This window comes from Rhodococcus sp. NyZ502, assembly GCF_041464245.1.
GTDB classification, from domain to species: Bacteria; Actinomycetota; Actinomycetes; order Mycobacteriales; family Mycobacteriaceae; genus Rhodococcus_F; species Rhodococcus_F qingshengii.
In genome coordinates this window covers 2521516-2545956 of sequence record NZ_CP167155.1, presented here as the reverse complement: position 1 = coordinate 2545956, position 24441 = coordinate 2521516, and the positions used below count along the sequence as shown (strand labels likewise).

Below are 24441 nucleotides of genomic sequence, written 5' to 3'. Positions count from 1 at the left end.
AATTCATGATCCGACCCTGATCGGGTTCATACCGCCAACCGACTCGATTGTGACGATACGGACTTCGAAAACCCGGCGGACGGATTTACTTGCCGAAGCCCGCCTTGCGCAGAGCGTCGGCCATCGACCCGGCAGCAGGCGCGCGGTTGTCCGGTCGCTGCTCGCGTCCGCCCTGGCGTCCGCCATTTCCTCGTTGCTGACCCTGCCCCTGACGCTGGCCCTGCGGCTGGCCCTGACGCTGGGGTTGCCCACCTCGCTGGCCTTCGGACTTGCGGGGCGCTCCCACCTCGTCGTCGAGACGAAGCGTCAGCCCGATGCGTTGGCGTGCCTCGTCCACTTCGAGGACCTTCACCTTGACGACGTCACCTGACTTGACGACCTCGCGTGGGTCCTTGACGAAGTTGTGTGACATCGCCGAGACGTGAACCAGACCGTCCTGATGAACTCCGATGTCGACGAAGGCACCGAAGGCTGCGACGTTGGTGACCACGCCTTCGAGGGTCATGCCGGGCTTGAGATGCGCGACCTTCTCGATACCTGCGGCAAAGGTTGCGGTCTTGAATTCGGGTCGTGGATCTCGTCCCGGCTTCTCCAACTCGGAGATGATGTCGGTGACGGTCGGTAGACCGAATCGCTCGTCGACGTAGTCGGACGCCTTGACCGATCGAAGTGCCTGCGAGTTTCCGATCACGGTGCGCACGTCCCCGCCTGCACTCGCGACGATCTTGCGAACCACCGGATATGCCTCCGGGTGGACGCTCGACGCGTCGAGAGGGTCGTCGCCGTCGGTGATCCGCAGGAAGCCTGCGCACTGCTCGAATGCCTTGGGTCCCAGGCGGGAGACATCCTTGAGACCCTTGCGGGATTTGAACGGACCGTTCTGGTCCCGATGCGCGACGATGCTCTCTGCAAGGGATCCTGCAATTCCGGACACCCGAGCAAGCAGCGGCACGGACGCGGTGTTGACGTCGACGCCGACCGAGTTGACGGCATCCTCGACGACGGCGTCGAGGGAACGCGAGAGCAGCGATTCGGTGATGTCGTGCTGGTACTGACCGACGCCGATGGACTTGGGATCGATCTTGACCAACTCCGCCAACGGATCCTGCAAGCGACGCGCAATGGACACCGCACCGCGAATCGAGACGTCGAGGTCGGGAAGTTCCTGCGACGCGTAGGCCGAAGCCGAGTACACCGATGCGCCTGCCTCGGAGACGACGATCTTGGTCAGGTTGGGCGCGCCGGTCTTCTTGATCAGTTCGGTAGCGAGCGTGTCGGTCTCGCGTGAGGCCGTGCCGTTGCCGATGGCGATCAGTTCGACGCCGTGTTCGGCGACCAGTCCGGCAAGCGTCGCGAGAGCCGCGTCCCACTTGTTCTGCGGCTGGTGCGGGTAAATCGTCTCGTAGGCAACAACTTTGCCGGTTCCGTCGACGACGGCAACCTTCGTTCCGGTGCGGAATCCGGGGTCGAGTCCCATGGTGGGTCGGGCGCCGGCGGGAGCTGCGAGGAGTAGATCCTTGAGGTTGGTGGCGAAGACGTCGACGGCGTCCTTTTCGGCCGACTGCCGCAGACGCATCCGAGTGTCGATACCGAGCGTGACGGCGAACTTCGTCTTCCACGCCCACTTGACGGTGTCGAGAAGCCACCCGTCGGCGGCCCGACCACGGTCGGCGATCTCGAACCGCGACGCGATGCGGCCTTCGTAGACCGTGCGCTCCCCCGGCGCGAGTTCTTCGGTGTCTGCCGCCATGTTGAGCGACAGCACTTCTTCCTTCTCGCCGCGCAGGACGGCGAGGATGCGGTGCGAGGGCAATTTGGAGAACGGTTCCGAGAACTCGAAGTAGTCAGCAAACTTCGAGCCATCGGTTTCCTTGCCCTTGCGGACCGAGGAGACGACCTGGCCGCGATTCCACATCAGCTCACGCAATTCACCGACCAGATCGGCGTCCTCGGCGAAGCGCTCGACGAGGATCGACCGGGCACCGTCGAGCTGCTCGTCCGAATACTTCGCGGGATCGGTGGTGGGATCTCCGATGAGAGCATCGGCGACGGGCTCGTGGCCGGCCTCGCGGGCGATCTGCGCCTTGGTGCGCCGCTTCGGCTTGAAGGGGAGGTAGATGTCCTCCAGCCGCGCTTTCGTCTCGGCCAGCATGATCTGACCGCGCAGTTGATCGTCGAGTTTGCCCTGAGAGTCGATCTCCGTGAGCACGGCGTCACGACGGTCGTCGAGCTCGCGGAGATACCGCAGCCGCTCGTCCAGGAGTCGCAGCTGGGCGTCGTCGAGCGTGCCGGTGACTTCCTTGCGGTACCGGGCGATGAAGGGCACCGTGGCTCCGCCGTCGAGAAGGTCGACTGCTGCTGCAACCTGGCCTTCGCGGACGTCGAGTTCCTCGGCAATGCGCTGGTTCACGGTCTTGAGAATCACGAGATCCGACCCTACCGCTATCCTGAGACAAGAAGATCGGCAACAGTGCCGTGTCAGGGCTACCGGGGGAAACAAATGAGTACGCGGTACGTCCGGATTGCCGCAATGGTGGCCGCAGTTACTTTTGCGGCTTCGTGCAGCGGTGGACAGAACCCGGATGATCCGATGCAGACCCCCGCCTTTCCCGACACCAATGTTCCGGTAGCCGAGACCCTCGACGGCCGTCTGGGACAGGCTCAGGTAGCTGCGCTCGGGCGTGGTGCGGACGTCTCCATCGCCATCCTCGACCGCTCCTCGGACAAGTACCTCGACGTCGCCGGTGACCAGCAGATCGAAACAGCCTCGGTGGCAAAACTTTTCATCGCCGAGGATCTACTTCATCAGGATGCGCGCGGTGAGCGACCCATCACGGACGACGATCGCACCCTCATGGCGGCGATGCTCGAATCCTCCGACGACACCGCAGCCAACCTCCTGTGGGACGAGGTCGGCGGCCAAGAGGTGATCACCCGCGTCGCCGAGCGTTATGCACTGACCGCGACGACGCCGCCCTGGGACGGAATGTGGTGGAACACCGAGACCACGACACGTGACCTGGTCACCTTCTACAGCGGTGTCCTCGACGACTCCGATCAACTCGGACCTGAACGGGTCGAGCAGTTCGTCGAGTACCTGCGGCAATCCACTCCCGAAGGAACCGACGGTTACGACCAGAGATTCGGCCTGCCCGAGGCCTTGTTCGGCGAGCCCGTCATAGGAGTCAAACAGGGCTGGATGTGCTGTGTCGAGGACAAGTGGATCCATCTGTCCACCGGCATCGTCGGTGACGACAACCGATACATCATCGCAATCGGTTCGCGAGAAGACGTCCAGTACACGGATGAGGACAGCTTCTATCCCGACACCTCGTTCACCGATGCCGTCGACGACGAAAGTGCATTGCACGCTCGCGACACGGTCACCGGCGTCACGCAGATTCTCTTCCCGAGCGGAAGCATCGACGACTGGGCAGCGGCATCCACGACCGCGGATTCGGCGATGCCCGAAGCTTCCGGGCCCTGAGTCGATCCACGCGGTCGTGTTCGTCCTCAAGCCTGCTTGTACTCGAGCACCGAACCGATGACCCGGTCCTGTTGTTCGAACGTGAGCATGGGCCACAGCGGCAGTCGAAGGATCGACGCGGAGAACTCGGCACTACGCACGCACGGCTGCGGTGTTCGTCCGTAGCGCACACCGGCCGCACTCGTATCGAGCGGAACGTAGTGGAACGGCGCCACGATTCCGTCACCGGCAAGGTGCCGAATCAAGCCGTCACGGCTCTCTTCGGTCGGCATCTTGAGATAGAACAGGTGCGCAGTGTGCTCGCGATCATCGGGCACCGCCATGGGCACGACACCGTTCGCGGCCGCCCACTCGCCCAGACTCACGCTGTAGGCATCCCAGACGCGATGCCTGGCCGCCTGAATCGCGTCGAACTCGGAGAGTTGTGCGTCGAGGACGGCGGCATTGAGTTCACTGGGCAGATAACTCGACCCGATGTCCTGCCACGAATACTTGTCGACCTGGCCGCGCAGGAAACGCGCACGGTCGGTCCCCTTCTCACGGATGATTTCGGCGCGAGTCATCAACTGATCGTCAGAGAGCAACAGCGCGCCGCCCTCACCGCAGTGAACGTTCTTGGTGTCGTGAAAACTCTGCGTTCCGATTGTTCCGATGGTGCCGAGCGAGCGCCCGCGCCACTTTCCGCCGAGTCCGTGAGCGTTGTCTTCGATCAACGCAACGCCGTGGAGTTCCGCGAGGTCGAGGAGAGGTTCCATGTCCGCGGCGACTCCGCCGTAATGCATGACCAGTACAGCTTTGGTGCGTTCGGTGATCGCCGCCGCGACGCACGCCGGGTCGATGTTGCCGGTACTCGGATCGATGTCGACGAAAACAACAGTGGCCCCGCGCAACGCGACGGCGGTTGCCGCCGAACTGAACGCGAAGCTCGGAACTATTACCTCGTCGCCCGGGCCCAATTCGAGCAGCAGCGCACCCAATTCGAGTGCATGCGTGCACGAGGTGGTCAGCAGAGCATGCGTGGATCCGGTGATCGCCTTGAGCGCTGCAGTCGCGGACTTGGTGAAACGTCCGTCACCGTGAATGTGGTCGGACTCCAGAACCGTTGCCAGATTCGACAATTCGTTCGATGCCCGATAGGGGCGGGAGAAGATGATGCGATCAGTGCTCACGACTACGCCGATCGATCGAGGTTCCGGGCCGCGGGGAGTCGACAGTCAGATACAGCGGCTTTCCGACAAGGACGTGCAGTGCCACACCGAGATATTCGGCAATGAGTCCGAGCGAGAACAGGATCGCACCCGAACAGACCAACAGCGCCATGATGATCGACGCCCATCCTTCGGGATCGTTGTTGTCGCCGGTCATGGCCCCGATGAAGATCACCGCGGCCATGATCACACCGGCCGACGCCAGGGTGACTCCGAGCAGGCTGACCAGCCGCAGACCGCGTGTTCCGCTACACAACACCATCTTCCAGAACAACGAGAACAAACGGCGGTAGTTGTACCCGGATTCTTCGCGGCCTTCGGCTCGAAGTGTCACCGGCGCCGTGGCCGTGTTACCGACAACCCACGTCAGCGCAACGTCCAGATACACGCCGTTGGCCGCGACGCCGGCCAACTGTCGGCCGATGTCACCGCGGATCAGGCGGTAACTTTCGAATCTCGTCGAATCAGGGAACGCGAATACCGTCGCCAAGACGATCTTTGCGCCGCGCGAGGTCAGGTTCCGCAAGAATCCGTGCGGGCGTGTGTTCGTGGGTTTGGAATACACGAGATCGGATCGCTCCGTCAGCGCGGTGTCGAGGAAAGCCCCGATGTGCACCGGGTCGTGCTGGCCGTCCTCGTCCATCGTCACGATCCACTGTCCAGTTGCAGCGGCCATGCCGGCGATGGTCGCCGCGTCCTGGCCGTAGTTGCGGCTGAGCCACACGACACGCACCTGCTCGAAACGGCGCTCCAATTCGAGTAACACGACGTCGGAGCGGTCCGGGCCGTTGTCGTGAACCAGCACGATCTCGTCGACGGAGAACTGCGCACCACCGGGCGTCGCACTCGGTGTGCCCAGGCCGTCCAACTCCTCGACGAGCGCCGTGATCGTCTTTTCGCCCTGATAAACGGGCACTACGACGGAAATCGAGTGCACTCGCTTCCACTCCCTTCAGGGGGCTCGACTGGCGCCGAGAGACAGGCACGATCGGGCCCACACCGTCGCGAACTTTAACACGCAGAGATGTCTTGACTTCGGATGCCGGCGGCGCGTGACGCGCTCGCGTCTCCGTACGCCCCACCTGCCCTGTTAAGGTCTGGAACTCGTGGTGGAAACTCGCACTCTCGCCCGGGCAGACGTGTACAAGTGGGGCGCCGTCACGGCGATCGGTGTCATCGCCGGTTATCTGGCCGTGGTGCTCGCGAATGCTCGTCACTTCTACACCGACGACACCGAGTCCCAATACGCGCCGCTGTGGGTCATGCTCGGCCGCAGTCTGCGAGAAGGACACCTCCCGGTGCTCGTCCCCGAGAACTGGATGGCGGGCAACTACGCGATCGAGGAAGCAGGCCTTCTCAATCCACCGCAACTCCTGATCGACCTGATCGCACCGTCCTTCGACAACCTGGCGTTGTACGCGACGATCGTGAAGTTGATCTTCGCGATCATCCTTGCACTCGGCGTCTATCGGATCTGCCTCGAGTACGGCTCGAAGCCCACGTGGGCTGCCGTCGCCGGCGTCTCGATTCCGTTCACCGGTTTCCTGCTGTTCTTCGACTCGGCCAGTTGGATGACTGCCTTCACCGGCACTGCCTGGATGGTTCAGGCGTGGGCGTCGGCAATCCGCTACGCCCGAGGTAAGAGCGGTCCGATCCCGACCTTCGTGTTCTTGTATCTCGCGATGTCGGTCCAATATGTTTTCCCCGCAGTCGAATCCGGCTTGATGATCGGCGCGGTCGCAATCGGCGAAGTTGTCTATCAGCGGCGTTGGCTGCCGTCACTGCGGCTTCTGGCGGTGTCCGCGTGTGCCGCTCTGGCCGGTCTCGCGACGTATCTGCCGAGCCTGCTCACCGCGGACGTCACCTGGCGCGGTGCATCCGAAGTCAAGAACGACGCATTCCTCGCCGTCCCGTGGTCGGAATCGCTGAACGCGAGCCTGCCGAGCACGATGCCCGCGTTCACCTCGTGGTGGGGATACATCCAGACCATGCCCATGGTCTACATCGCCTGGTTCCTCATACCCGCCCTGGCATTCATCGACTGGGGCAAGGCACGCGCCGCGGCACGCGAATTGACCGCCGTCGGGATCTTCACGGTCGCCGTCCTCATGTGGACTGCCGGGCCGAGCACGATCGGCCCACTGCGGTGGCCCGCTCGCGTGCTTCCGATGGTGGCCATCGGACTCCTGCTTCTGGTGTGCATCCTGCTCGGGCGTTACGCCACGACCGACAAGTTGCGCGGGCGCTGCGTTGCAGCGGGAATCCTCGTGGGCCTGCTTCTGATTCGGTCAGCCTCGGCAGCTCCCGGGCTCGCGAAATGGCATGTGATCTCAGCCCTGCTCGTTGCCGCACTCGGCGCCGCGATGGTCTGGCTCGGCCGTACCAAAGGCACTGCTTTCGCATGCCTCGTAGCGATCGTCGCGGTCTCCCCCATCGCCTACGCCCAGGTTCGGGCCGCGCAACCAACCCCGATGAGCTGGAACCTGCCCGAATCCCGCTCGGAGATGAAAGAGGCCTTCCCCGACTTCGACGGCACGACACTGCAACTGGGCGACCGTGCACTCATCGCACCCGGGGACAAAACCCTCGACGGAGCGTACGGTTCCCTGGCTTTCGGCAACTACCCCAAAGACCTCGAACTGACCTACACCAGCGGCTACACCCCCAACGGGCACTTCTACTTCGGTGATCTGCTCTGCATGCGCTGGGACATGAGCGTCTGCCCCGACGCCTTTCGGCGCGCATTCACCGTCGAACCCACCACCGGCCGCACCATCGTCGACCTGATGAACGTGGACCGCGTCGTACTTCAGAACGCTCTCTACCCCGATGCACGCAAGAACCCGGCTCCCGACGGGTGGACATGGGTGGACTACCCCGGTCACGAGAACTACATCTCCGTGCTCGAACGCGTCGACGGCCCCGTCTCGACACGAAACGGCCGCATCGCCGATACCCGTGGCGTCGAAGCTGTTTCGACCGCGGAATCGAACATGTCGAGCACCCTTCGTGTCAGTTCGGAGACCGGCGGCAAGGTTGTGTTCGCACGGCTCGGCTGGCCCGGATATCGGGCGAGCATCGACGGTCAGCCTGTCCCGATCGACGTCGTCGCGAAGTCCTTTGTCACCGTGGACATTCCCGCCGGGACGAAGGACGCAGAGCTTGTCCTGACGTGGCGTCCCCCGGGATGGAAGGTCGGCGGCGCTTCGATGGTCGCCGGAGTCCTCGGACTCGGCGTGCTCGAGTGGATGTATCTGCGGACCCGACGCAAGGACGGGATCAACACCGTGAAAACCGAGTCTTCATGACCGAAGACATCGCATCACCCGAGAATCCCGGCCCACTGCTTCGGGTGGTCAAGCATCAACCCATCGCATTTGCCATTGTCGGAGTGGCTAATACGGCGATCGGATACGTGCTCTTCGTGATCTGGACACTGATCCTCGACAACAAGGATCTGTATCAAGTGGCTGTGATCGGCGCGTACTCCATCAGCGTCCTCATCGCTTTCGTTCTGCATCGGACTCTCGTTTTCCGCGTCCGCGGACATGTGGCACGCGACCTGGGAGCGTTCATCGTCGTCAATTCCGGTGGCCTGGTGCTGAATCTGATACTCGGAACAATCGCGGTGTCGATTCTGCATGCCCCGCCGCTTCCCGCCCAGGCGGTTGTCATGCTGATCGTCGCCGGTGTGAGCTTCTTCGGTCATCGATACTTCTCGTTCCGCCGCAAGCCTGCCGAACGACACTGACCTTCTACGATTCGCGGGGTAACGCTCGATCCACCGCCGCCTCGACGATCGTCCGAATATCTTCCTCTCCGAACAGGTCCGGCAATGTGAGTCGATCCAGTGCGAGCCAGTTCAGCGACAAATAGAGCAGGCGAACGGTCATCGCATCACCCGGCACGCCCGACGCCAGATGATTGGCTACGTTCAGATCGAAGTCTTCTCGGATGCGGACGGTCAGCACCGCTCGCAGGTCCGGTCGACGCGTCGCCTCCAGTCGCAACTCCATGAGCGCGAGGAAACCCGTTCCGAACGAGGTGACGCGCTCGACCACGTCGAGCATGAGCGTCACCAGGCGCTCACGATCGGTGCCGTTGACGGGATCGATCATCCCTTCGAGGTCCTCCGGAATCAGTCGCTCGTAGATCCGGCCACCCGCTTGAGTGAGCAGGTCGTCGCGATTGGAGAAGTAGTTCGACGCTGTCCCGTTCGGCACTGCTGCCTGGGCGTCGACGGCTCGAAACGTCAAGCCTCGAGCACCCTCTCGGGCCAACACCTCGATTGCCGCGTCGATCAGGGCAAGCCGGCGTTCCGGGTTCTTTCGCACTTGACATCACTCCTGACACGACCCTAAGTTAAACCACTACAAACATAGTACTACGAACGGAGCGTTATATGCGAAAGCTTGTGTACTACGTGGGAGCTTCCCTCGACGGATACATCGCGGGGCCTGGTGGCGAATTCGATTTCCTCCCGGTCTCCGAACAGATCACGGCCTGGATATGCGATCGATATCCTGAAACCGTGCCAACGCATGTGCGGCCCGCTCTCGGAATCGAGGACGCGCCCAACAGGACCTTCGACACGGTCGTCATTGGCCGCGGCTCCTACGAGCCCGGGCTGGCCGCCGGAGTGAAAAGCCCCTTCGCGCACCTGCGTCAGTTCGTCGTCTCCACAACCATCCCTGACGCCGAGGATCCCCCCGTCACCATCGTTCGCGCCGATCCGCTTGGGGTAGTCAGATCTCTGAAAGAGGAAGAAGGACAAGATATCTGGCTGTGTGGCGGCGGAACTCTCGCCGGCGAACTACTACCGGAGATCGACGAGTTGATCATCAAGAGGTATCCGGTAGTCGCCGGCGCAGGCATACCGATGATCAGAGGTAACTTCGAGCCGACACCGTTCACACCGACTGCAACCGAATCGCTCGACGACGGCGCAAGCATCACCTGGTTGAAGCGAAATACCTAAGGAAGAAGATCCGGTCGACGCTCGGCCGTGCGCTGCAGCGACTGCTCATGGCGCCACGCTTTGATCTTCGCGTGATCACCGGAGAGAAGCACCGGCGGAACTTCGAGGTCGCGCCACACAGCCGGGCGAGTGTAGCTAGGCCCTTCGAGAAGGCCGTCGGAAAACGAATCCTCTTGGTGTGAAAGCTGATTGCCGAGAACGCCGGGCATCAGTCGCACGACAGCCTCGACCATCACCAGCACGGCTGCTTCGCCGCCGATCAGGACGTAATCGCCGATGCTGACTTCTTCGACTCTGACCCGCTTGGCGGCGTCGTCGAAAACCCGTTGATCGATACCTTCGTATCGGCCGCAGGCGAAGACGAGGTGCTTGGCGTTGGACCAGCGGTGCGCGGTCTCCTGGGTGAACGGAACGCCGGCGGGAGTGGGCACCACCAGAATGGTCTCGGCATCATCGGGGCCGGAAGAATCGGAGCGCCCGATCACGTCGTCCAGTGCCGGGCCCCATACGGTGGGTTTCATGACCATGCCGGGTCCGCCGCCATACGGGGAATCGTCGACGGCTTTGTGTACGTCATGGGTCCACGACCGCAGATCGTGGACGTCGACCGAGATCAAGCCGCGTTCGATTGCCTTGCCCAGCAAGGCAGCACGAAGCGGTTCGAGATACTCGGGAAAGATGGTGACTACATCGAGACGCATGACAAGCGATCAGTCGCTGTCGGCGTTCGAATTGTCGCTGTTCGACTTGTCACCGAAGTCCGGGTCGAGCAGTCCCTCGGGGGGCTCGATCACCACGACGCCGTCGGCGATCGACACCGAGGTGACGATGGCTGCGACAAACGGGATCAGCAATTCACCGGACGTCTCACCGGCGCGGCGAATCGATAGCAATTCGCCTGCGGCGGAATGCAATACCTCGATGACCGAACCGATCTCGGTGCCGTCCGTGAGGACGACCTTCAGTCCTTCGAGTTCGTGATCGTAGAACTCGTCCGGATCATCCGAAGGCTCGAGTTCGGAACTGTCGATGACAAACAGTGTGCCGCGCAACGCATCTGCGTCGCCACGGTCACTGACGCCTTCCAGGCGCAGCAGAAGCCGCCCGGAATGATCCCGGGCGGCTTCCACTGTGTACGACTTCAGTGTGGACTCGCGCGGCTTGCGCCCACGCAGCACGGAACCTACGGCAAAACGATCCTCGGGCTCGTCTGTACGAACCTCGACTACCAATTCACCTTTGATGCCATGCGACTTCGCGACACGACCGACTACGAGTTCCACCTGTTTACTGCCGTCTACTGATCGGTGTCGACGACATCAACACGGATACCGCGGCCACCGATGCCGGAGACCAAGGTCCGCAGAGCGGTCGCCGTGCGACCACCCCGACCGATGACCTTGCCGAGATCGTCGGGGTGCACGTGCACCTCGACGGTCCGTCCCCGACGTCCGGTGATCAGCTCGACACGCACATCGTCGGGATTGGCGACGATGCCACGCACGAGATGCTCTACCGCATCAGCGACGACGGCACTCACTTGTCAGCAGCCTCGGCGTCTGCAGCGGGAGCCTCGGCGTCAGCCGCGGTGTCTTCTGCCTTGGCCTCGTCAGCCTTTGCAGCCTTCTTCTTCTTGGGGGTGATTGCTTCTGCAACCGGCTCGTTCTCGGCCTGCGCGAGCGCAGCCTGGAAGAGCTCGAGCTTGGTGGGCTTGGCTTCCTTGACGCGCAGGGTGCCTTCGGTGCCCGGCAGGCCCTTGAACTTCTGCCAGTCACCGGTGATCTTGAGGAGTGCCTCGACGGGCTCGGTGGGCTGTGCGCCCACGGACAGCCAGTACTGAGCGCGCTCGGAATCGATGTCGATCAGCGAGGGCTCTTCCTTGGGGTGGTACTTGCCGATGGTCTCGATCGCACGGCCGTCACGACGGGTGCGCGAGTCGGCGATGACAACGCGGTACTGAGCGTTGCGGATCTTGCCGAGGCGGGTGAGCTTGATTTTGACAGCCACAGCTGCAGTTCTCCTTCAGCGCGCACAACAGTGCTGCGCATGTCACGTGCAATTCAGCGACCCACACGATTTGTGAGCCCGGTTTTGCCTCTATCCTGTGACCGTCGCAGCGGTACGTAACCGGTTGCGACGAACAATGGTCCATTGTGCCAGATGGGTGGGCTCGTTCGGAAACCACCCTGTGCGCGCTTCGAGAGAGCGGGGACTCCCTAACCGCTCACGGGGGTTCCGCGGAGGATCACACGCATCGGCTTCGCGAGCACATCGGGGTTTCCGCGCGGATCTTCGGAATAAACCACCAGGTCGGCGGGCGCTCCTTCTTCGATCCCCTGCGCACCCAACCAACTCCGCGCGTCCCAGCAGCCTGCGCCCAGCGCCTGATGCGCCGTCAAACCGGCAACTTCGAGTTCGGCGATCTCGTCGGCGATCCGCCCGTGCCTGATCGATCCGCCGGCATCCGTTCCGGCATAGATCGGAATCCCGGCCTCGTGAGCGGCACCGATCGTCCGATGTGGACGAGCGTGCAGATCCCGCATGTGCGCCGCGTAGATCGGATACCGCGTGGCGGAGTCCGCGATCTCGGGGAAAGTTGCGATGTTGATCAGCGTCGGAACCAAGGCCGTGCCGTGAGCGACCATCAACTCGATGGTTGCGTCCGTCAATCCGGTGCCGTGCTCGATGCAGTCGATGCCGGCGTTGATCAGGCCGGGCAGAGCATCCTCGGCAAAGACGTGAGCGGTGACCCTTGCGCCTTCGGCATGGGCGGCAGCGATGGCCTCGACCAGAATCTCGTCGCTCCACAACGGGGCGAGGTCACCGATGGAACGATCGATCCAGTCCCCGACGAGCTTGACCCAACCGTCACCGGCGCGTGCCTGACGCACCACCTCGGCCGGCAACTGAGATTCGTCGTCCAGGTCGACCGGCAGGCCCGGGATGTACCGCTTCGGTGCTGCGATGTGCTGGCCTGCGCGAATGATCCGCGGCAGATCGAGGCGCTCGTCGATGAACCTGGTGTCGACCGGCGATCCGGCGTCACGAAGCAACAGCACGCCCGCGTCACGTTCGGTCTTCGCCTGCCCCAGCAAGCCGTCGACGGTTTCGCCGCCGCCACCGCCGTAGCGGATACCGACGTGACAGTGCGCATCCACGAGACCCGGTGTGATCCAACCCGATTCGACGATCGTCTCCGCACCGGACACCGGCTCGAAGGAGATCAGCCCGTCGACGATCCACAATTCGATCGGCTCGGCATCGGGCAGACCGATACCCCGCAGATGAAGCGCAGCCACCGACTACTTCTTGGGCAGCTTGAGCTGGGAGAGATCGATGCCTTCCAGTCCGGGCGGCAACTGATCGAGACCCTTGGGCATGTTCGACAGGTCGGGCATACCGGCCGGCATTCCGCCGGGCATACCCGGGAATCCGCCCATGCCGGGGAATCCTCCGCGCATCTTGGGCTGCGTCGGGCCCTTGCCGCCCTTCTTGCCCTTCTTGCCCTTCTTGCTGCGAACCTGCTTACGCGCGCCGGGCATACCCATACGGCCGGCCATGGCAGCCATCATCTTGCGGGCTTCGAAGAAACGGTCCACCAACTGGTTGACGTCGGAAACCTTGACGCCCGAACCGTTCGCGATGCGCAGTCTGCGTGAGGCGTTGATGATCTTCGGATCGTCGCGCTCGGCCGGCGTCATACCGCGGATGATGGCCTGAATGCGATCGAGTTGCTTCTCGTCGACGTTGGCAAGCGCGTCCTTCATGCCGCCTGCACCCGGCAACATACCGAGGAGGTTGCCGATCGGGCCCATCTTGCGGACGGCCATCATCTGATCGAGGAAGTCTTCGAGGGTGAGCTGACCGGAACCGATCTTCGCTGCGGTCGCTTCGGCCTGATCGGCGTCGAACACCTGCTCGGCCTGCTCGATGAGGCTCAGGACGTCGCCCATGCCGAGGATCCGGCTGGCCATGCGATCGGGATGGAAGACGTCGAAGTCTTCGAGCTTCTCGCCGGTGGACGCGAAGAGGATCGGCTGGCCGGTGACCTCGCGGACGCTCAGCGCGGCACCACCGCGGGCGTCGCCGTCGAGCTTGGTGAGGACGACACCGGTGATGCCGACTCCCTCACGGAAAGCGTCGGCCGTGCTGACCGCGTCCTGACCGATCATGGCGTCGAGGACGAAGATGGTCTCGTCCGGGTTGACGGCGTCACGGATACCGGCGGCCTGCGCCATCAGCTCCGAGTCGATACCGAGGCGACCGGCGGTGTCGACGATCACGACGTCGTAATGCTTGTTGCGTGCTTCTTCGACGCCGGCGCGGGCGACCTCGACGGGGTCGGCTGCGGAAACGCCCAGTGCGTTCTCGCCGCCGCCGATGGAGGTGCCGGGGTGCGGCGCGAAGACTGCGGCGCCTGCACGCTCACCGACGATCTGAAGCTGAGTGACGGCGCCGGGACGCTGAAGGTCACAGGCGACGAGGAGGGGCGTGTGCCCCTGATCCTTGAGCCACTTGGCCAACTTTCCGGCCAGCGTGGTCTTACCGGAACCCTGCAGACCGGCCAACATGATGACCGTCGGCGGCGTCTTGGCGAACTGCAGTCGACGAGTTTCGCCGCCGAGAACCTCGACCAGTTCTTCGTTGACGATCTTGACGACCTGCTGAGCCGGGTTCAGTGCACCCGAGACCTCGGCGCCCTTGGCGCGTTCCTTGATCTTGGCGATGAAGCTGCGCACTACGGGAAGCGCGACGTCGGCCTCGAGCAGGGCAAGGCGGATCTCGCGGGCCGTAGCGTCGATGTCGGCGCCGGACAGACGACCCTTGCCACGCAGATCCTTGAGAGATCCGGTCAATCTGTCGGAAAGGGATTCGAACACCGAGTGCGCTCCTGAAGGTCGTGCGAGTTAGCCGTGGATATTCTCGGGCACCAGCCTAGCCGCTACGCCCGCACCGATCCCAGCCGATGCGGGCGTAACTGCCGAAACCGGTCCGTCAATCCCCTTTCTTCTTGGGTTGTGGCACCGGAACCACCGCCAGCACCGCCTCCTCGACGCGCTCTCGCGCCGCGCGGGTATCGGCCTCACCGAAGTCGAGGCAGAACGCGTCGACCACCGAGGAACCCAAGGTGGCGACCTTCGCCCACCGGATGTCGGCTCCACTGTGTTCGAGTGCTGCGGCCAGTCGGCAGAGCAGGCCGACGCGGTCCTCGGTACGCAATTCGAGGATCGCCTGACCGTCACCGGGCGCGTCGAACCAGATGACCCGCGGTGGCGCCTGCGCATAGAGCACTGGAACCGCGGAATCCTTGTTGGTCTGGATCGGGTCGTCCCACTGCTCTGCCCGTGCCTCCTCGTCCTTCGCGTCGAGAAGTTCGAGCAAATTCAGTTCACCGGCCGAAGCCCGGATCAATTCCTGCCGGAGCAGCACCGCCTGCGGGGGTGTGCCGAACCTCGGCGTCACGACAAACGAGTTGACCGCCGAACCTGCATGCGACCCCAGCGATGCGGAATGCACCCGCAAGGACTGCAGCGCCAGAACTCCGGCAGCCCGAGACAGCAGCCCGGGAGCGTCGGGCGCGATGACGGTCACGACGTAGGTGTGCGCATTCTCGGCCGGAACGAGCGAGACGTGAACCCCGCCCTCCTCGGCGATGGCCAATTGCTCGGGAGCGAGTGGATCGGGTTGCGGGAGCTCCTCCCCTGCCATCAGCAAACGACAACGACGCACCAGCTCGCCGATCAACGACGACTTCCAGTCGCCCCAGACACCAGGCCCGGTGGCCAGCGAATCCGCTTCCGCCAACGAATGCAGGAGATCGAGAAGGGTCCCGTCTCCCTCGAGTGCGTCGACCACTCGCTGCACCGTTGCCGGATCGTCGAGGTCGCGACGGGTGGCGGTTTCCGGCAACAGCAAGTGGTAGCGCACCATCGCCGTCAACGTCGCGACGTCGGAAGGCCAGAGTCCCAAGCGATTTCCGATCGCGGTGGCCAATTCGGCACCGACGACGCTGTGGTCTCCCCCTCGCCCCTTCCCGATGTCGTGGATCAACGCACCGAGCATGAGCAGATCCGGCCGAGCGACGCGAGTGGTGAATCCGCTTGCATACGCGGCGGTTTCGACCAGGTGCCGATCCACCGTCCACGTGTGGACGGCGTCGCGCGGCGGAAGATCGCGAATGGTCCCCCACTCCGGCAGGAGTCGACCCCAGAGCCCGGTCCGGTCCATCGCCTCGATCACCGGAACCGCACGCGATCCCGAACCCAGCACGACCAAGAGATCGTTGACTGCATTTTTCGGCCACGGCTCACGCAATTCGGGGGCATTGTCGGCCAGGCGATTGAGCGTCGACGCGGAGATCGGCATGCCGTTGGTGGCCGCCGCTGCCGCGACCCGCATCACCAGACCGGGATCCTTCTTCGGTCTCGCATCGCGCGCCAGAACTACTTCGCCGGCATGCTCGACGACGCCCTCGTCCAGTGGCCGTCGCACCGGCGCGCGACGCAGCCGCGACAAACCACGCCGGGGCAAGGAGTTTCCGGCGGTACGGATACCGACGTCGACCGAATAGCTGATGGTGCGCGCCGATTCGCTGAGAAGTCGCGCCAGATCGAAGCGATCACCGATCCGTAGCGCCGCACCGATCTCGTCGGCGTCCTGTGCTCGCAGTTGGTCGCGGGCGCGACCGGCAACGCGGTGAAGTTCGGTGCGCACGTCGAGCAACCGCCTGTGCGCAAGTGCCAGACCGCCGCCGGGCGAGTTGGGTCCCAGCCCCGGCATCCCGTCGGTCAATTGCGCGATGGACAGGGCGTTGAGCAGTTGGACGTCTCGCAGCCCGCCACGACCGCTCTTGAGATCCGGTTCGGCGCGATGGGCGATCTCGCCGCTGCGCTCCCACCTCGTACGGGTCTGGGTGATCAATTCGTCGAATCGGCTGCGGATGTCCATGCGCCACTGTCGTCGGACACCACTGATCAACAGGTTGCTCAGCTCCACGTCGCCGGCAATGTGGCGTGCTTCGAGCATTCCGAGTGCTGCCGTCATGTCGGTGGCCGCAACCTGAAGCGCCTGCGGAAGCGTCCGCACGCTGTGGTCGAGTTTGATGTGCGCGTCCCACAGCGGGTACCACAGGCTGTCCGCGACCTGGGCCACGACCGCCGGGTCCATGTCGTCGTGCAGCAGAATCAGATCGAGATCGGAATACGGCAGCAGTTCGCGTCGGCCGAGACCACCCACGGCGACGATGGCAAACCCACAATCCGGTTTGATGCCCAGTTCGGTCCCCTTGGTGGTCAACCAGAATTCGTGCAGATCGACCAGTGCATGTCGCAGCGCGGGGGCGTCGAGCCTCCTGTTCTTGACGCCTCCGGTGAGTAGGGCCTTGCGTGCGCGGGCCAGGTCCGCAGCTTCGTCGGATCCCCCTGACGAGACCGGCCCTGGCCCCGTCGCTTTCGCGACGGAACCAGGGCCGAAGTTCTCGGACCCTTTCGGGTCAGAGTGCATCGCCACCGCGTTCCCCGGTGCGAACCCGGATGACCGACTCGACTGGCGAGACCCACACCTTGCCGTCACCGATCTTGCCGGTTCGAGCGGCCTCGACGATCACCTCGACCACCTTGTCAACGGCCGCGTCGTCGACGACGACCTCGACCCGGACCTTGGGTACGAAGTCCACGGAGTACTCCGCGCCTCGGTACACCTCGGTGTGGCCCTTCTGTCGGCCGTAGCCCTGAACTTCGCTGACTGTCATACCCAGCACTCCGGCCTGCTCGAGTCCGGTCTTGACGTCCTCGAGCGTGAACGGCTTGACGATTGCTGTGATCAGCTTCATGTGCTCATCCCTTTCCAAACTCTGAAGTGCCTGAATTCACTTTAATCACGTGCTGATCACGCGAGGTCGTATGCGGTCTCTGCGTGTTCGGTCTCATCGATGCCGCGTGCCTCGTCCTCGGCCGAGATTCGCCAGCCCAGGGGCTTGAGTGCGAAGCCGATGATCGTCGTCAGAACGCCGGTGAAGACGAGTGCTGCGAGTGCGATCACGATCTGAACCACCAGTTGCTTGTAGTCGCCGCCGTAGAAGAGGCCGGTTGCGGTGCCGAAGAATCCGATACCGATCGTGCCCCACAGGCCGGAGACAAGGTGAACACCGACGACGTCGAGCGAGTCGTCGAAGCCGAAGCGGAACTTCAGGCCGACTGCGAGAGCGGACAGGATGCCGGCTATTGCGCCGAGGAAGATGGAACCGACCGGGTTGAGCGCACCGGCAGCAGGGGTGATGGCGACCAGACCGGCGACCGCACCGGACGCTGCGCCGAGGCTGGTGGCGTGGCCGTCACGAATACGCTCGGTAGCGAGCCAGGCCAGGACTGCGGCACACGTCGCGGTGGTCGTGTTGACCCAGGCGAGACCGGCGTTACCGTCGGCGGCGAATGCCGAGCCGGCGTTGAAGCCGAACCAACCGAACCAGAGGAGTGCGGCGCCGAGCATCACGAAGGGCAGGTTGTGCGGACGGAAGGCGGTCTTGCCGAAGCCGAGACGCTTGCCGACGATGAGTGCGAGGACCAGACCGGCCATACCCGCGTTGATGTGAACGACTGTGCCACCGGCGAAGTCGATCGGAGCGACGTTGGCGACGGTGACTCCGTCGTCGTTGACCGTGGTGCCGAAGAGCTTTGCCGCGATGCCGTCCTCGGAGCCCGAGAGGAGTCCGCCGCCCCACACCATGTGTGCGAGCGGGAAGTAGACGACGGTGACCCAGATACCCGAGAACAGGAGCCAGGTGCCGAACTTGACCCGCTCGGCCAGGGCACCACTGATGAGGGCGGTGGTGATGATCGCGAATGTCACCTGGAACGCGATGTCGATGACGTTGGGGTAGCCCCAGGCGCCGGCGATGAAGTTGCCGTCAGCATCGGTGATGCTGTTCTTGAGGCCGAAGAACTCGAACGGGTTGGCAAAAATGCCCCCGATGTTCTCAGAGCCGTAGGACATCGACCATCCCCACAGAACGTAGATGACGCCGATGACGGCCATGGCCCCGAAGGACATCATCATCATGTTCAGGACGGACTTGGACCGAGACATCCCGCCGTAGAAGAAAGCGAGGCCGGGTGTCATCAGCAAGACCAGAGATGCAGCCATCAGCATCCATGCGGCGTTACCGGAGTTCGCCAACAAATCGTCGGTACTCACTTACTACCTCCTAGTCGCACGTGCCGGGCAGCACGTCGTTAAGGAGAAGAGTGCTGGGCTGGTGTTTCGTCCATGGCGCTGTCGCGTTTCGCAGACGTGAACCAATTGCCCAACTTTGTTGCAAACAGGTTTCGCCAGGGGGTTCTACCAACCCTGTGCGCCTTTTTGGTAGTTCGCGCTACCGAAAAGGCGCACGGGGGCGTCAGCCCAGGAGGGCGTCGACGAACGCACCCGGCTCGAAGGGCGCCAGGTCGTCGGCACCTTCACCGAGACCGACCAACTTCACCGGCACACCCAGTTCATGCTGAACCTGGAAGACGATTCCGCCCTTGGCGGTTCCGTCCAGCTTGGTCAGTACGACGCCGGTGATGTCCACGACCTCCGCGAACACTCGAGCCTGCGCCAGTCCGTTCTGGCCGACCGTCGCATCGAGAACCAGCAGAACGTCGTCGACCGAGGCCTTCTTCTCGATAACCCGCTTGACCTTGCCGAGCTCGTCCATCAGACCGGTCTTGGTGTGCAGACGGCCGGCGGTGTCGATCAGGACCACGTCGACGCCGTCCGCGATGCCCCGTGAGACCGCGTCGAAGGCAATCGCAGCGGGATCGCCACCCTCCTTGCCACGAACAACTTCAGCGCCGACACGCTCGGCCCACGTCTGGAGCTGATCGGCGGCGGCGGCGCGGAACGTGTCCGCGGCACCGAGCACGACGCGACGACCGTCGGCGACGAGCACGCGAGCCAGCTTGCCGGTGGTCGTTGTCTTGCCGGTCCCGTTGACGCCGACGACGAGCAGAACAGCCGGGTGATCATCGTGCGGCAATGCGCGGATGGAGCGGTCCAGTTCGGGACGCAGTTCGGCGATCAACACCTCGCGCAGAAGGGCGCGGGCGGCAGCCTCGGTCCGGACGCTGCGGGCCGCCATCTGCTCACGAAGCTTCGTGACGACTTTTTCCGTGGTCGCGGAGCCGAGGTCTGCGATGAGGAGGGTGTCCTCGACTTCTTCCCACGAGTCCTCGTCCAGATCGCCGCCACCGAGCAGACCCAGCAAGCTCTTGCCGACTGCTGACTGCGAGCGGGAAAGGCGCCCGCGCAGTCGGTCCAACCGACCCTCGGTCGGGTCGATCTCGTCCAGCACGCGCGGTGCAGGCTCGACTGGCGCGGGAACGACGACAGGTTCGGGAACGACAGGTTCTTCGACAACAGGTTCTGCTACCGCTGGTTCTTCTACGACCGGCTTTTCGATTACCGGCTCTTCGACAACCGGTTCCTCGACAACAGCGGGTTCTTCGACAACCGGCTCCTCGACAACGGCCGGCTTCTCCGCAACCGGTTCTTCGACGATCGGTTTTTCGACGACAGGTTCTTCGACGACGGGCGGCATCTCGGCGACCGGCGGTGTCGGAACCACCGGAGGTGGCGCCGTTGCCGTCGACCCCTGACTGAAGTTGAACCCGCCACCGGCCTTGTAGCCGCCTGACTTGTCCTTCTCGGGGGCGCCGAGCTCCGGCTTCGTCTCGGGTGCCTTCAGCGATACCTGCCCCTTGCGGTAGCGCAGGAATCCGGCAACGAGAACGACGAGTAGTACGGCCGCTACAGCCGCGATGATGATCCAAGCCTGGGTAGTCACCGGCCCATTGTTTCAGGCTCCGACCCGGAAAGTGAGCAGGGCTTACGTCGAGGCCATGTCTTGACCGCGAAGTCGCTGCGAAATCACGGTGGTGATGCCGTCGCCGCGCATGCTGACGCCGTACAACGCATCGGCGATTTCCATCGTCGGTTTCTGGTGAGTGATCACGATCAACTGCGACTTCTCCCGCAATTGTTCGAAGAGTCCGATCAGCCGCCGCAGGTTGGTGTCGTCCAACGCCGCCTCGACTTCGTCCATCACGTAGAACGGGGACGGGCGTGCCCGGAAGATCGCGACCAGCATGGCCACCGCGGTCAACGACTTCTCGCCGCCCGACAGCAACGACAACCGCTTGACCTTCTTACCGGGCGGACGCGCCTCGACTTCGATGCCGGTGGTGAGCATGTCCGAGGGATCGGTGAGGACCAGCCGCCCTTCTCCCCCGGGGAACAATTTCTCGAACACTCCCACGAACTCACGCTCGACGTCGGCATAGGCCTCGGTGAACACCTGCAGAATTCGTGCGTCGACGTCTGCGACCACAGCAAGAAGGTCCTTGCGTGCGGTCTTGACGTCCTCGAGTTGAGTGGAGAGGAAGGTGTACCGCTCCTCGAGAGCTGCGAATTCCTCGAGCGCCAGCGGATTGACCTTGCCGAGAGTGGCGAGGTCCTTCTCGGCCCGCTTGGCGCGCCGTTCCTGAGTCGCGCGGTCGTACGGAAGCGGAGCGGGGGCGGTGACCTGCTCCCCACGCTCCTTGGCCTGCTCGTACTCCTCGATTTCGAGAGCGGTCGGCGGCAGTTCGACCTCGGGCCCGTACTCGGCGATCAGATCGTCGAGGCCGATACCGTACTGATCGAGGATCGACTCCTCGAGTTGTTCGATGCGCAGCGCTGCCTGTGCCTTCGCTACCTCGTCGCGGTGGACGGCGTCGGTGAGCGAAGCGAGTTGTCCAGTCAGTGCTCGGACTGTCTCGCGGACCTGATCCAGCTTGGCCGTGCACTCGGTGCGGGCCCGAGCCAACTCGTCGCGGTGAGCAAGAGCCGCGGCGACGACGGTCTCGAGTTCGGCCGCCACGCGCTGTCCCGACTCGGCGACGGCAGCTGCAACTTCCGCAGCGTGCGCTCTGGCGCGCAGAGCCCGCTCGGCGCGAATCCGCGCTTCTCGTTCCGCGGCGGCCGCACGCCGAAGCGAATCGGCCTTTCCGCGTACGGATTCCGCACGCTCTTCGGCGGTGCGCACGGCAAGGCGAGCATCCATTTCGACGATGCGCACTTCGGCGAGCGCTGCTGCGGCCATTTCGCGATCGGCAGCGGTCGATTCCGCACGGTGTCCCGGTGCACTGCCGTCTGTTTCGGCGACGCGCAGACGTTCCTCCAGATCCGCGAGCTTTGTCAGCGACTCACCGCGGCCCTCCTCGGCACGCACTCGCTGGGCGGTCAACCGCTCGGATTCCGCGTGGGCGACTCGTGCTGCCTGCCCCAATCTGCCCAACTGCTCGTAGATGGCGGACATGGCGGCGTCCGACTCGTTGAGCGCGGCCAAAGTTTGCTCCGCGGTCTCGCGTCGGGCGGCCTGTTCGGCCAGAGCGCCGGACAGCGCCGCGTCGAGTTCCTCGGATCGGCTCTCCGTTGCCGCCAGTTCCGCTGCTGACGCGTCGATCGCCGCCTGCACCTCGAGCGTGCTCGGTTGCCGATCCGAGCCACCGATCATCCACCCCGAACCGTGCAGATCGCCAGAACGCGTCACTGCGCGAATTCCCTTGTGGTCAGCAACAACTCGAATCGCGTCATCGAGAGTCTCGACCAGGACGACGCCATCGAGGATGGCGGTCAATCCGGCACGCAACTCGTCAGGGCAGTCGATGACGTCGACGGCCGGACGACTACCCGGCGCGATCTCGGCCTCGCGCTTGATCGCCGGTTCACCGCTCACGATCAGTGATGCACGTCCACCGTCCTGATCGGCCAGTGCTGTGACAGCGGAACGAGCAGAGTCCAGCGACTGCGCCACGACGGCGTCCGCCGCCGGCCCCATCGCGGCAGCGATCGCGGCCTCGTAGCCGGGTTCGACGTGAATCAATCCGACCAGCGAGGTGATGCCGTCGTCGCCGCGGTGTTCGAGCAGCCAGCCGCCACCGTCCTTGCGCTGCAAACCCATCGACAGTGCCTCGATGCGCGCCCGGAGCGAAGCGATGCGTTGCCCGCTCGTTTTTTCTTCCTCACGAAGCTCTTCGACGCGCGCGTCGATCATCTCGAGAGCCTCGATGGCGCGTTCGTGATTGGTATCGAGGCCGACTTCACCGGCGTCGAGGTCCCCGATGCTTTCTTGCACCGTGTCGAACTCGGCCTGTGCGGCATCGCCACGCAGACGAGCCTCGTCGATCGCCTCGGTCAGCCGAGACACTTCCGCGTCGACGGATTCGACGCGGGTACGCAGAGTGTCGACCTGACCGGAGAGTCGAGCAAGACCTTCACGGCGGTCGGCGACGGCACGAACTTCCGCCATGTGCGCCCGTTCCGCTTCTGCTGCAGCATCTTCGGTGGCTGCGAGCTGGTCCCGAGCAGCTTCCGAGGCCGCTCGCGCGATTTCAACGCCTTCGAGGAGTTCGGCCTCCTCGGCAGCAAGACGTTCGGCGCGCGCCTCCATCTCGTCCGGGTCCTGGCCGCGGTTGCCGACGGGTTCGGAGTCGAGATGACGCGCACGCTCGCGGGCGATGCGCACAGTGGCGTTCACGCGTTCGGCAAGCGCGGAAAGCTGGAACCAACTCTGCGCAGCGGCTTCCGATCCCGGAGTCAGACGAGCGAGAGCTTGCTCCTGGCGCCCGAGTTCGAGGTTGGCCTCGTCGAGCGCAGCCGCCACCTGGTTGTGCTGTTCACGGGCCGCTTTCTCGTCCTGTGCCTGGTCGTTCAACTGGTTTCGACGGGTCACCAGATCGTCAGCGGCCAGACGCATCTTTGCATCACGCAGGTCAGCCTGGACCGTCTGTGCTCGCCGAGCAACCTCGGCTTGGCGTCCCAGCGGTTTGAGTTGCCGACGCAGTTCCGCGGTGAGGTCACTGAGGCGAGCGAGATTGGCCTGCATGGAATCGAGTTTGCGCACCGCTTTTTCCTTGCGGCGGCGATGTTTGAGGACTCCCGCGGCTTCTTCGATGAAGGCGCGTCGATCTTCGGGACGGGATTCGAGGATCGCGGCGAGCCGTCCCTGCCCGACGATGACATGCATTTCGCGGCCGATGCCGGAGTCGCTGAGCAGTTCCTGGACGTCCATCAGACGGCAGGACGAGCCGTTGATCTCGTACTCCCCCGCGCCGTCGCGGAACATGCGGCGCGTGATCGACACCTCGGAGTACTCGATCGGGAGCGCCCCGTCGGCGTTGTCGATGGTCAAGGTCACCTCGGCGCGGCCCAGCGGCGCGCGGCCGGAGGTGCCGGCAAAGATGACATCTTCCATCTTGCCGCCGCGCAGGGCCTTGGCGCCCTGCTCGCCCATCACCCAGGTCAACGCATCGACGACGTTGGATTTACCCGAGCCGTTCGGGCCGACCACACAGGTAATTCCCGGCTCGAACCGAAGAGTCGTTGCCGACGCAAAGGATTTGAATCCCTTGAGTGTCAGACTCTTGAGGTGCATGGGGGGAAACTTTACCGCCAAACCGGTCAGCGTTCGACGAACCCTGTCAGGTCGCCCCTGGCGGTGTCCCAGCTGTCGACCACGAGATCCACCGTGCCCGGGGTAGTGCCGGAGCGCAGCAGCTCCACCAATCGCTCGAGCCGCGTGCGTTGGCCTTCCGCCACGACGAGCACTCGACCGTCACGCTGATTGGACGCATATCCGATCAATCCGAGTTCGAGAGCGCGGGCCCTGGTCCACCACCGGAACCCGACGCCTTGAACGTATCCGTGAACCCACGCCGTCAACCGCACAGGCGCTGCTTCAGCCATGACGC

The 24441-nt window shown here is 63.8% G+C and carries 20 protein-coding genes; 4 read left to right on the top strand and 16 right to left on the bottom strand.

Annotated features, from left to right (window positions below):
• Positions 1–85: 85 nt before the first annotated feature.
• On the bottom strand, positions 86–2425 hold the full coding sequence (locus ACBG85_RS11895; RefSeq protein ID WP_007729297.1) for a Tex family protein: 2340 nt from the start codon (positions 2423–2425) through the stop codon (positions 86–88).
• A gap of 75 nt (positions 2426–2500) precedes the next feature.
• On the opposite strand from ACBG85_RS11895, the gene ACBG85_RS11890 reads away from it, so the two are divergent.
• A complete protein-coding gene (locus tag ACBG85_RS11890) occupies positions 2501–3487 on the top strand; it encodes a serine hydrolase (RefSeq protein WP_007729299.1) in 987 nt (328 codons plus the stop codon).
• Between the two features lie 26 nt (positions 3488–3513).
• Here the strand turns inward: ACBG85_RS11890 and rffA are convergent, their stop codons facing one another.
• Together rffA and ACBG85_RS11880 are read right to left on the bottom strand one after the other, a co-directional pair.
• Positions 3514–4656, bottom strand: a complete 1143-nt coding sequence (rffA, locus tag ACBG85_RS11885) for a dTDP-4-amino-4,6-dideoxygalactose transaminase (protein ID WP_003942806.1) — start codon at positions 4654–4656, stop codon at positions 3514–3516.
• Positions 4646–5632 carry a glycosyltransferase gene (locus ACBG85_RS11880; RefSeq protein WP_003942691.1) on the bottom strand — a complete coding sequence of 329 codons (987 nt, stop codon included), beginning with the start codon at positions 5630–5632 and terminating at the stop codon, positions 4646–4648. Before ACBG85_RS11880 ends, rffA begins: the two co-directional genes overlap by 11 nt.
• A gap of 172 nt (positions 5633–5804) precedes the next feature.
• On the opposite strand from ACBG85_RS11880, the gene ACBG85_RS11875 reads away from it, so the two are divergent.
• Together ACBG85_RS11875 and ACBG85_RS11870 are read left to right on the top strand one after the other, a co-directional pair.
• The gene (locus tag ACBG85_RS11875; protein WP_209921075.1) at positions 5805–8003 is read left to right on the top strand and encodes a hypothetical protein; all 2199 of its coding nucleotides are present in this window, start codon (positions 5805–5807) and stop codon (positions 8001–8003) included.
• The gene (locus ACBG85_RS11870) at positions 8000–8446 is read left to right on the top strand and encodes a GtrA family protein (protein ID WP_030535434.1); all 447 of its coding nucleotides are present in this window, start codon (positions 8000–8002) and stop codon (positions 8444–8446) included. The genes ACBG85_RS11875 and ACBG85_RS11870 overlap by 4 nt, the downstream gene beginning before the upstream one ends.
• A gap of 4 nt (positions 8447–8450) precedes the next feature.
• Here the strand turns inward: ACBG85_RS11870 and ACBG85_RS11865 are convergent, their stop codons facing one another.
• The gene (locus tag ACBG85_RS11865; protein ID WP_042450812.1) at positions 8451–9029 is read right to left on the bottom strand and encodes a TetR/AcrR family transcriptional regulator; all 579 of its coding nucleotides are present in this window, start codon (positions 9027–9029) and stop codon (positions 8451–8453) included.
• A gap of 68 nt (positions 9030–9097) precedes the next feature.
• Here ACBG85_RS11865 and ACBG85_RS11860 point away from each other — a divergent pair, with 68 nt between their 5' ends.
• Positions 9098–9673, top strand: coding sequence for a dihydrofolate reductase family protein (locus ACBG85_RS11860; RefSeq protein ID WP_372027540.1), 576 nt, complete (start codon positions 9098–9100; stop codon positions 9671–9673).
• Here ACBG85_RS11860 and trmD read toward each other — a convergent pair.
• The 12 genes from trmD to ACBG85_RS11800 form a co-directional block, all read right to left on the bottom strand.
• Entirely contained in the window at positions 9670–10374 is a 705-nt protein-coding gene (trmD, locus tag ACBG85_RS11855; protein WP_003942745.1) for a tRNA (guanosine(37)-N1)-methyltransferase TrmD, read from the bottom strand. The two genes, ACBG85_RS11860 and trmD, sit on opposite strands and share 4 nt — an antisense overlap.
• A gap of 9 nt (positions 10375–10383) precedes the next feature.
• The gene (gene rimM / locus ACBG85_RS11850; RefSeq protein ID WP_050656639.1) at positions 10384–10956 is read right to left on the bottom strand and encodes a ribosome maturation factor RimM; all 573 of its coding nucleotides are present in this window, start codon (positions 10954–10956) and stop codon (positions 10384–10386) included.
• A gap of 14 nt (positions 10957–10970) precedes the next feature.
• On the bottom strand, positions 10971–11213 hold the full coding sequence (locus ACBG85_RS11845; protein ID WP_003939023.1) for an RNA-binding protein: 243 nt from the start codon (positions 11211–11213) through the stop codon (positions 10971–10973).
• Entirely contained in the window at positions 11210–11680 is a 471-nt protein-coding gene (gene rpsP, locus ACBG85_RS11840; protein WP_003942818.1) for a 30S ribosomal protein S16, read from the bottom strand. Before rpsP ends, ACBG85_RS11845 begins: the two co-directional genes overlap by 4 nt.
• A gap of 209 nt (positions 11681–11889) precedes the next feature.
• Entirely contained in the window at positions 11890–12972 is a 1083-nt protein-coding gene (locus tag ACBG85_RS11835; protein WP_372027538.1) for an amidohydrolase family protein, read from the bottom strand.
• Positions 12973–12975: 3 nt separating this feature from the next.
• Entirely contained in the window at positions 12976–14553 is a 1578-nt protein-coding gene (gene ffh / locus ACBG85_RS11830) for a signal recognition particle protein (protein WP_003942713.1), read from the bottom strand.
• Positions 14554–14668: 115 nt separating this feature from the next.
• Positions 14669–17176, bottom strand: a complete 2508-nt coding sequence (locus ACBG85_RS11825; RefSeq protein WP_372027846.1) for a [protein-PII] uridylyltransferase — start codon at positions 17174–17176, stop codon at positions 14669–14671.
• Complete coding sequence (locus ACBG85_RS11820) at positions 17166–17504, bottom strand: P-II family nitrogen regulator (protein WP_003942772.1); 339 nt, start codon at positions 17502–17504, stop codon at positions 17166–17168. Before ACBG85_RS11820 ends, ACBG85_RS11825 begins: the two co-directional genes overlap by 11 nt.
• A 56-nt stretch (positions 17505–17560) precedes the next feature.
• Positions 17561–18820, bottom strand: a complete 1260-nt coding sequence (locus ACBG85_RS11815) for an ammonium transporter (protein WP_050656651.1) — start codon at positions 18818–18820, stop codon at positions 17561–17563.
• Between the two features lie 247 nt (positions 18821–19067).
• Complete coding sequence (gene ftsY, locus ACBG85_RS11810) at positions 19068–20495, bottom strand: signal recognition particle-docking protein FtsY (protein WP_030535428.1); 1428 nt, start codon at positions 20493–20495, stop codon at positions 19068–19070.
• Between the two features lie 42 nt (positions 20496–20537).
• The gene (gene smc / locus ACBG85_RS11805) at positions 20538–24125 is read right to left on the bottom strand and encodes a chromosome segregation protein SMC (RefSeq protein ID WP_372027536.1); all 3588 of its coding nucleotides are present in this window, start codon (positions 24123–24125) and stop codon (positions 20538–20540) included.
• A gap of 26 nt (positions 24126–24151) precedes the next feature.
• A complete protein-coding gene (locus ACBG85_RS11800; protein ID WP_372027535.1) occupies positions 24152–24436 on the bottom strand; it encodes an acylphosphatase in 285 nt (94 codons plus the stop codon).
• Between the last annotated feature and the right edge of the window lie 5 nt (positions 24437–24441).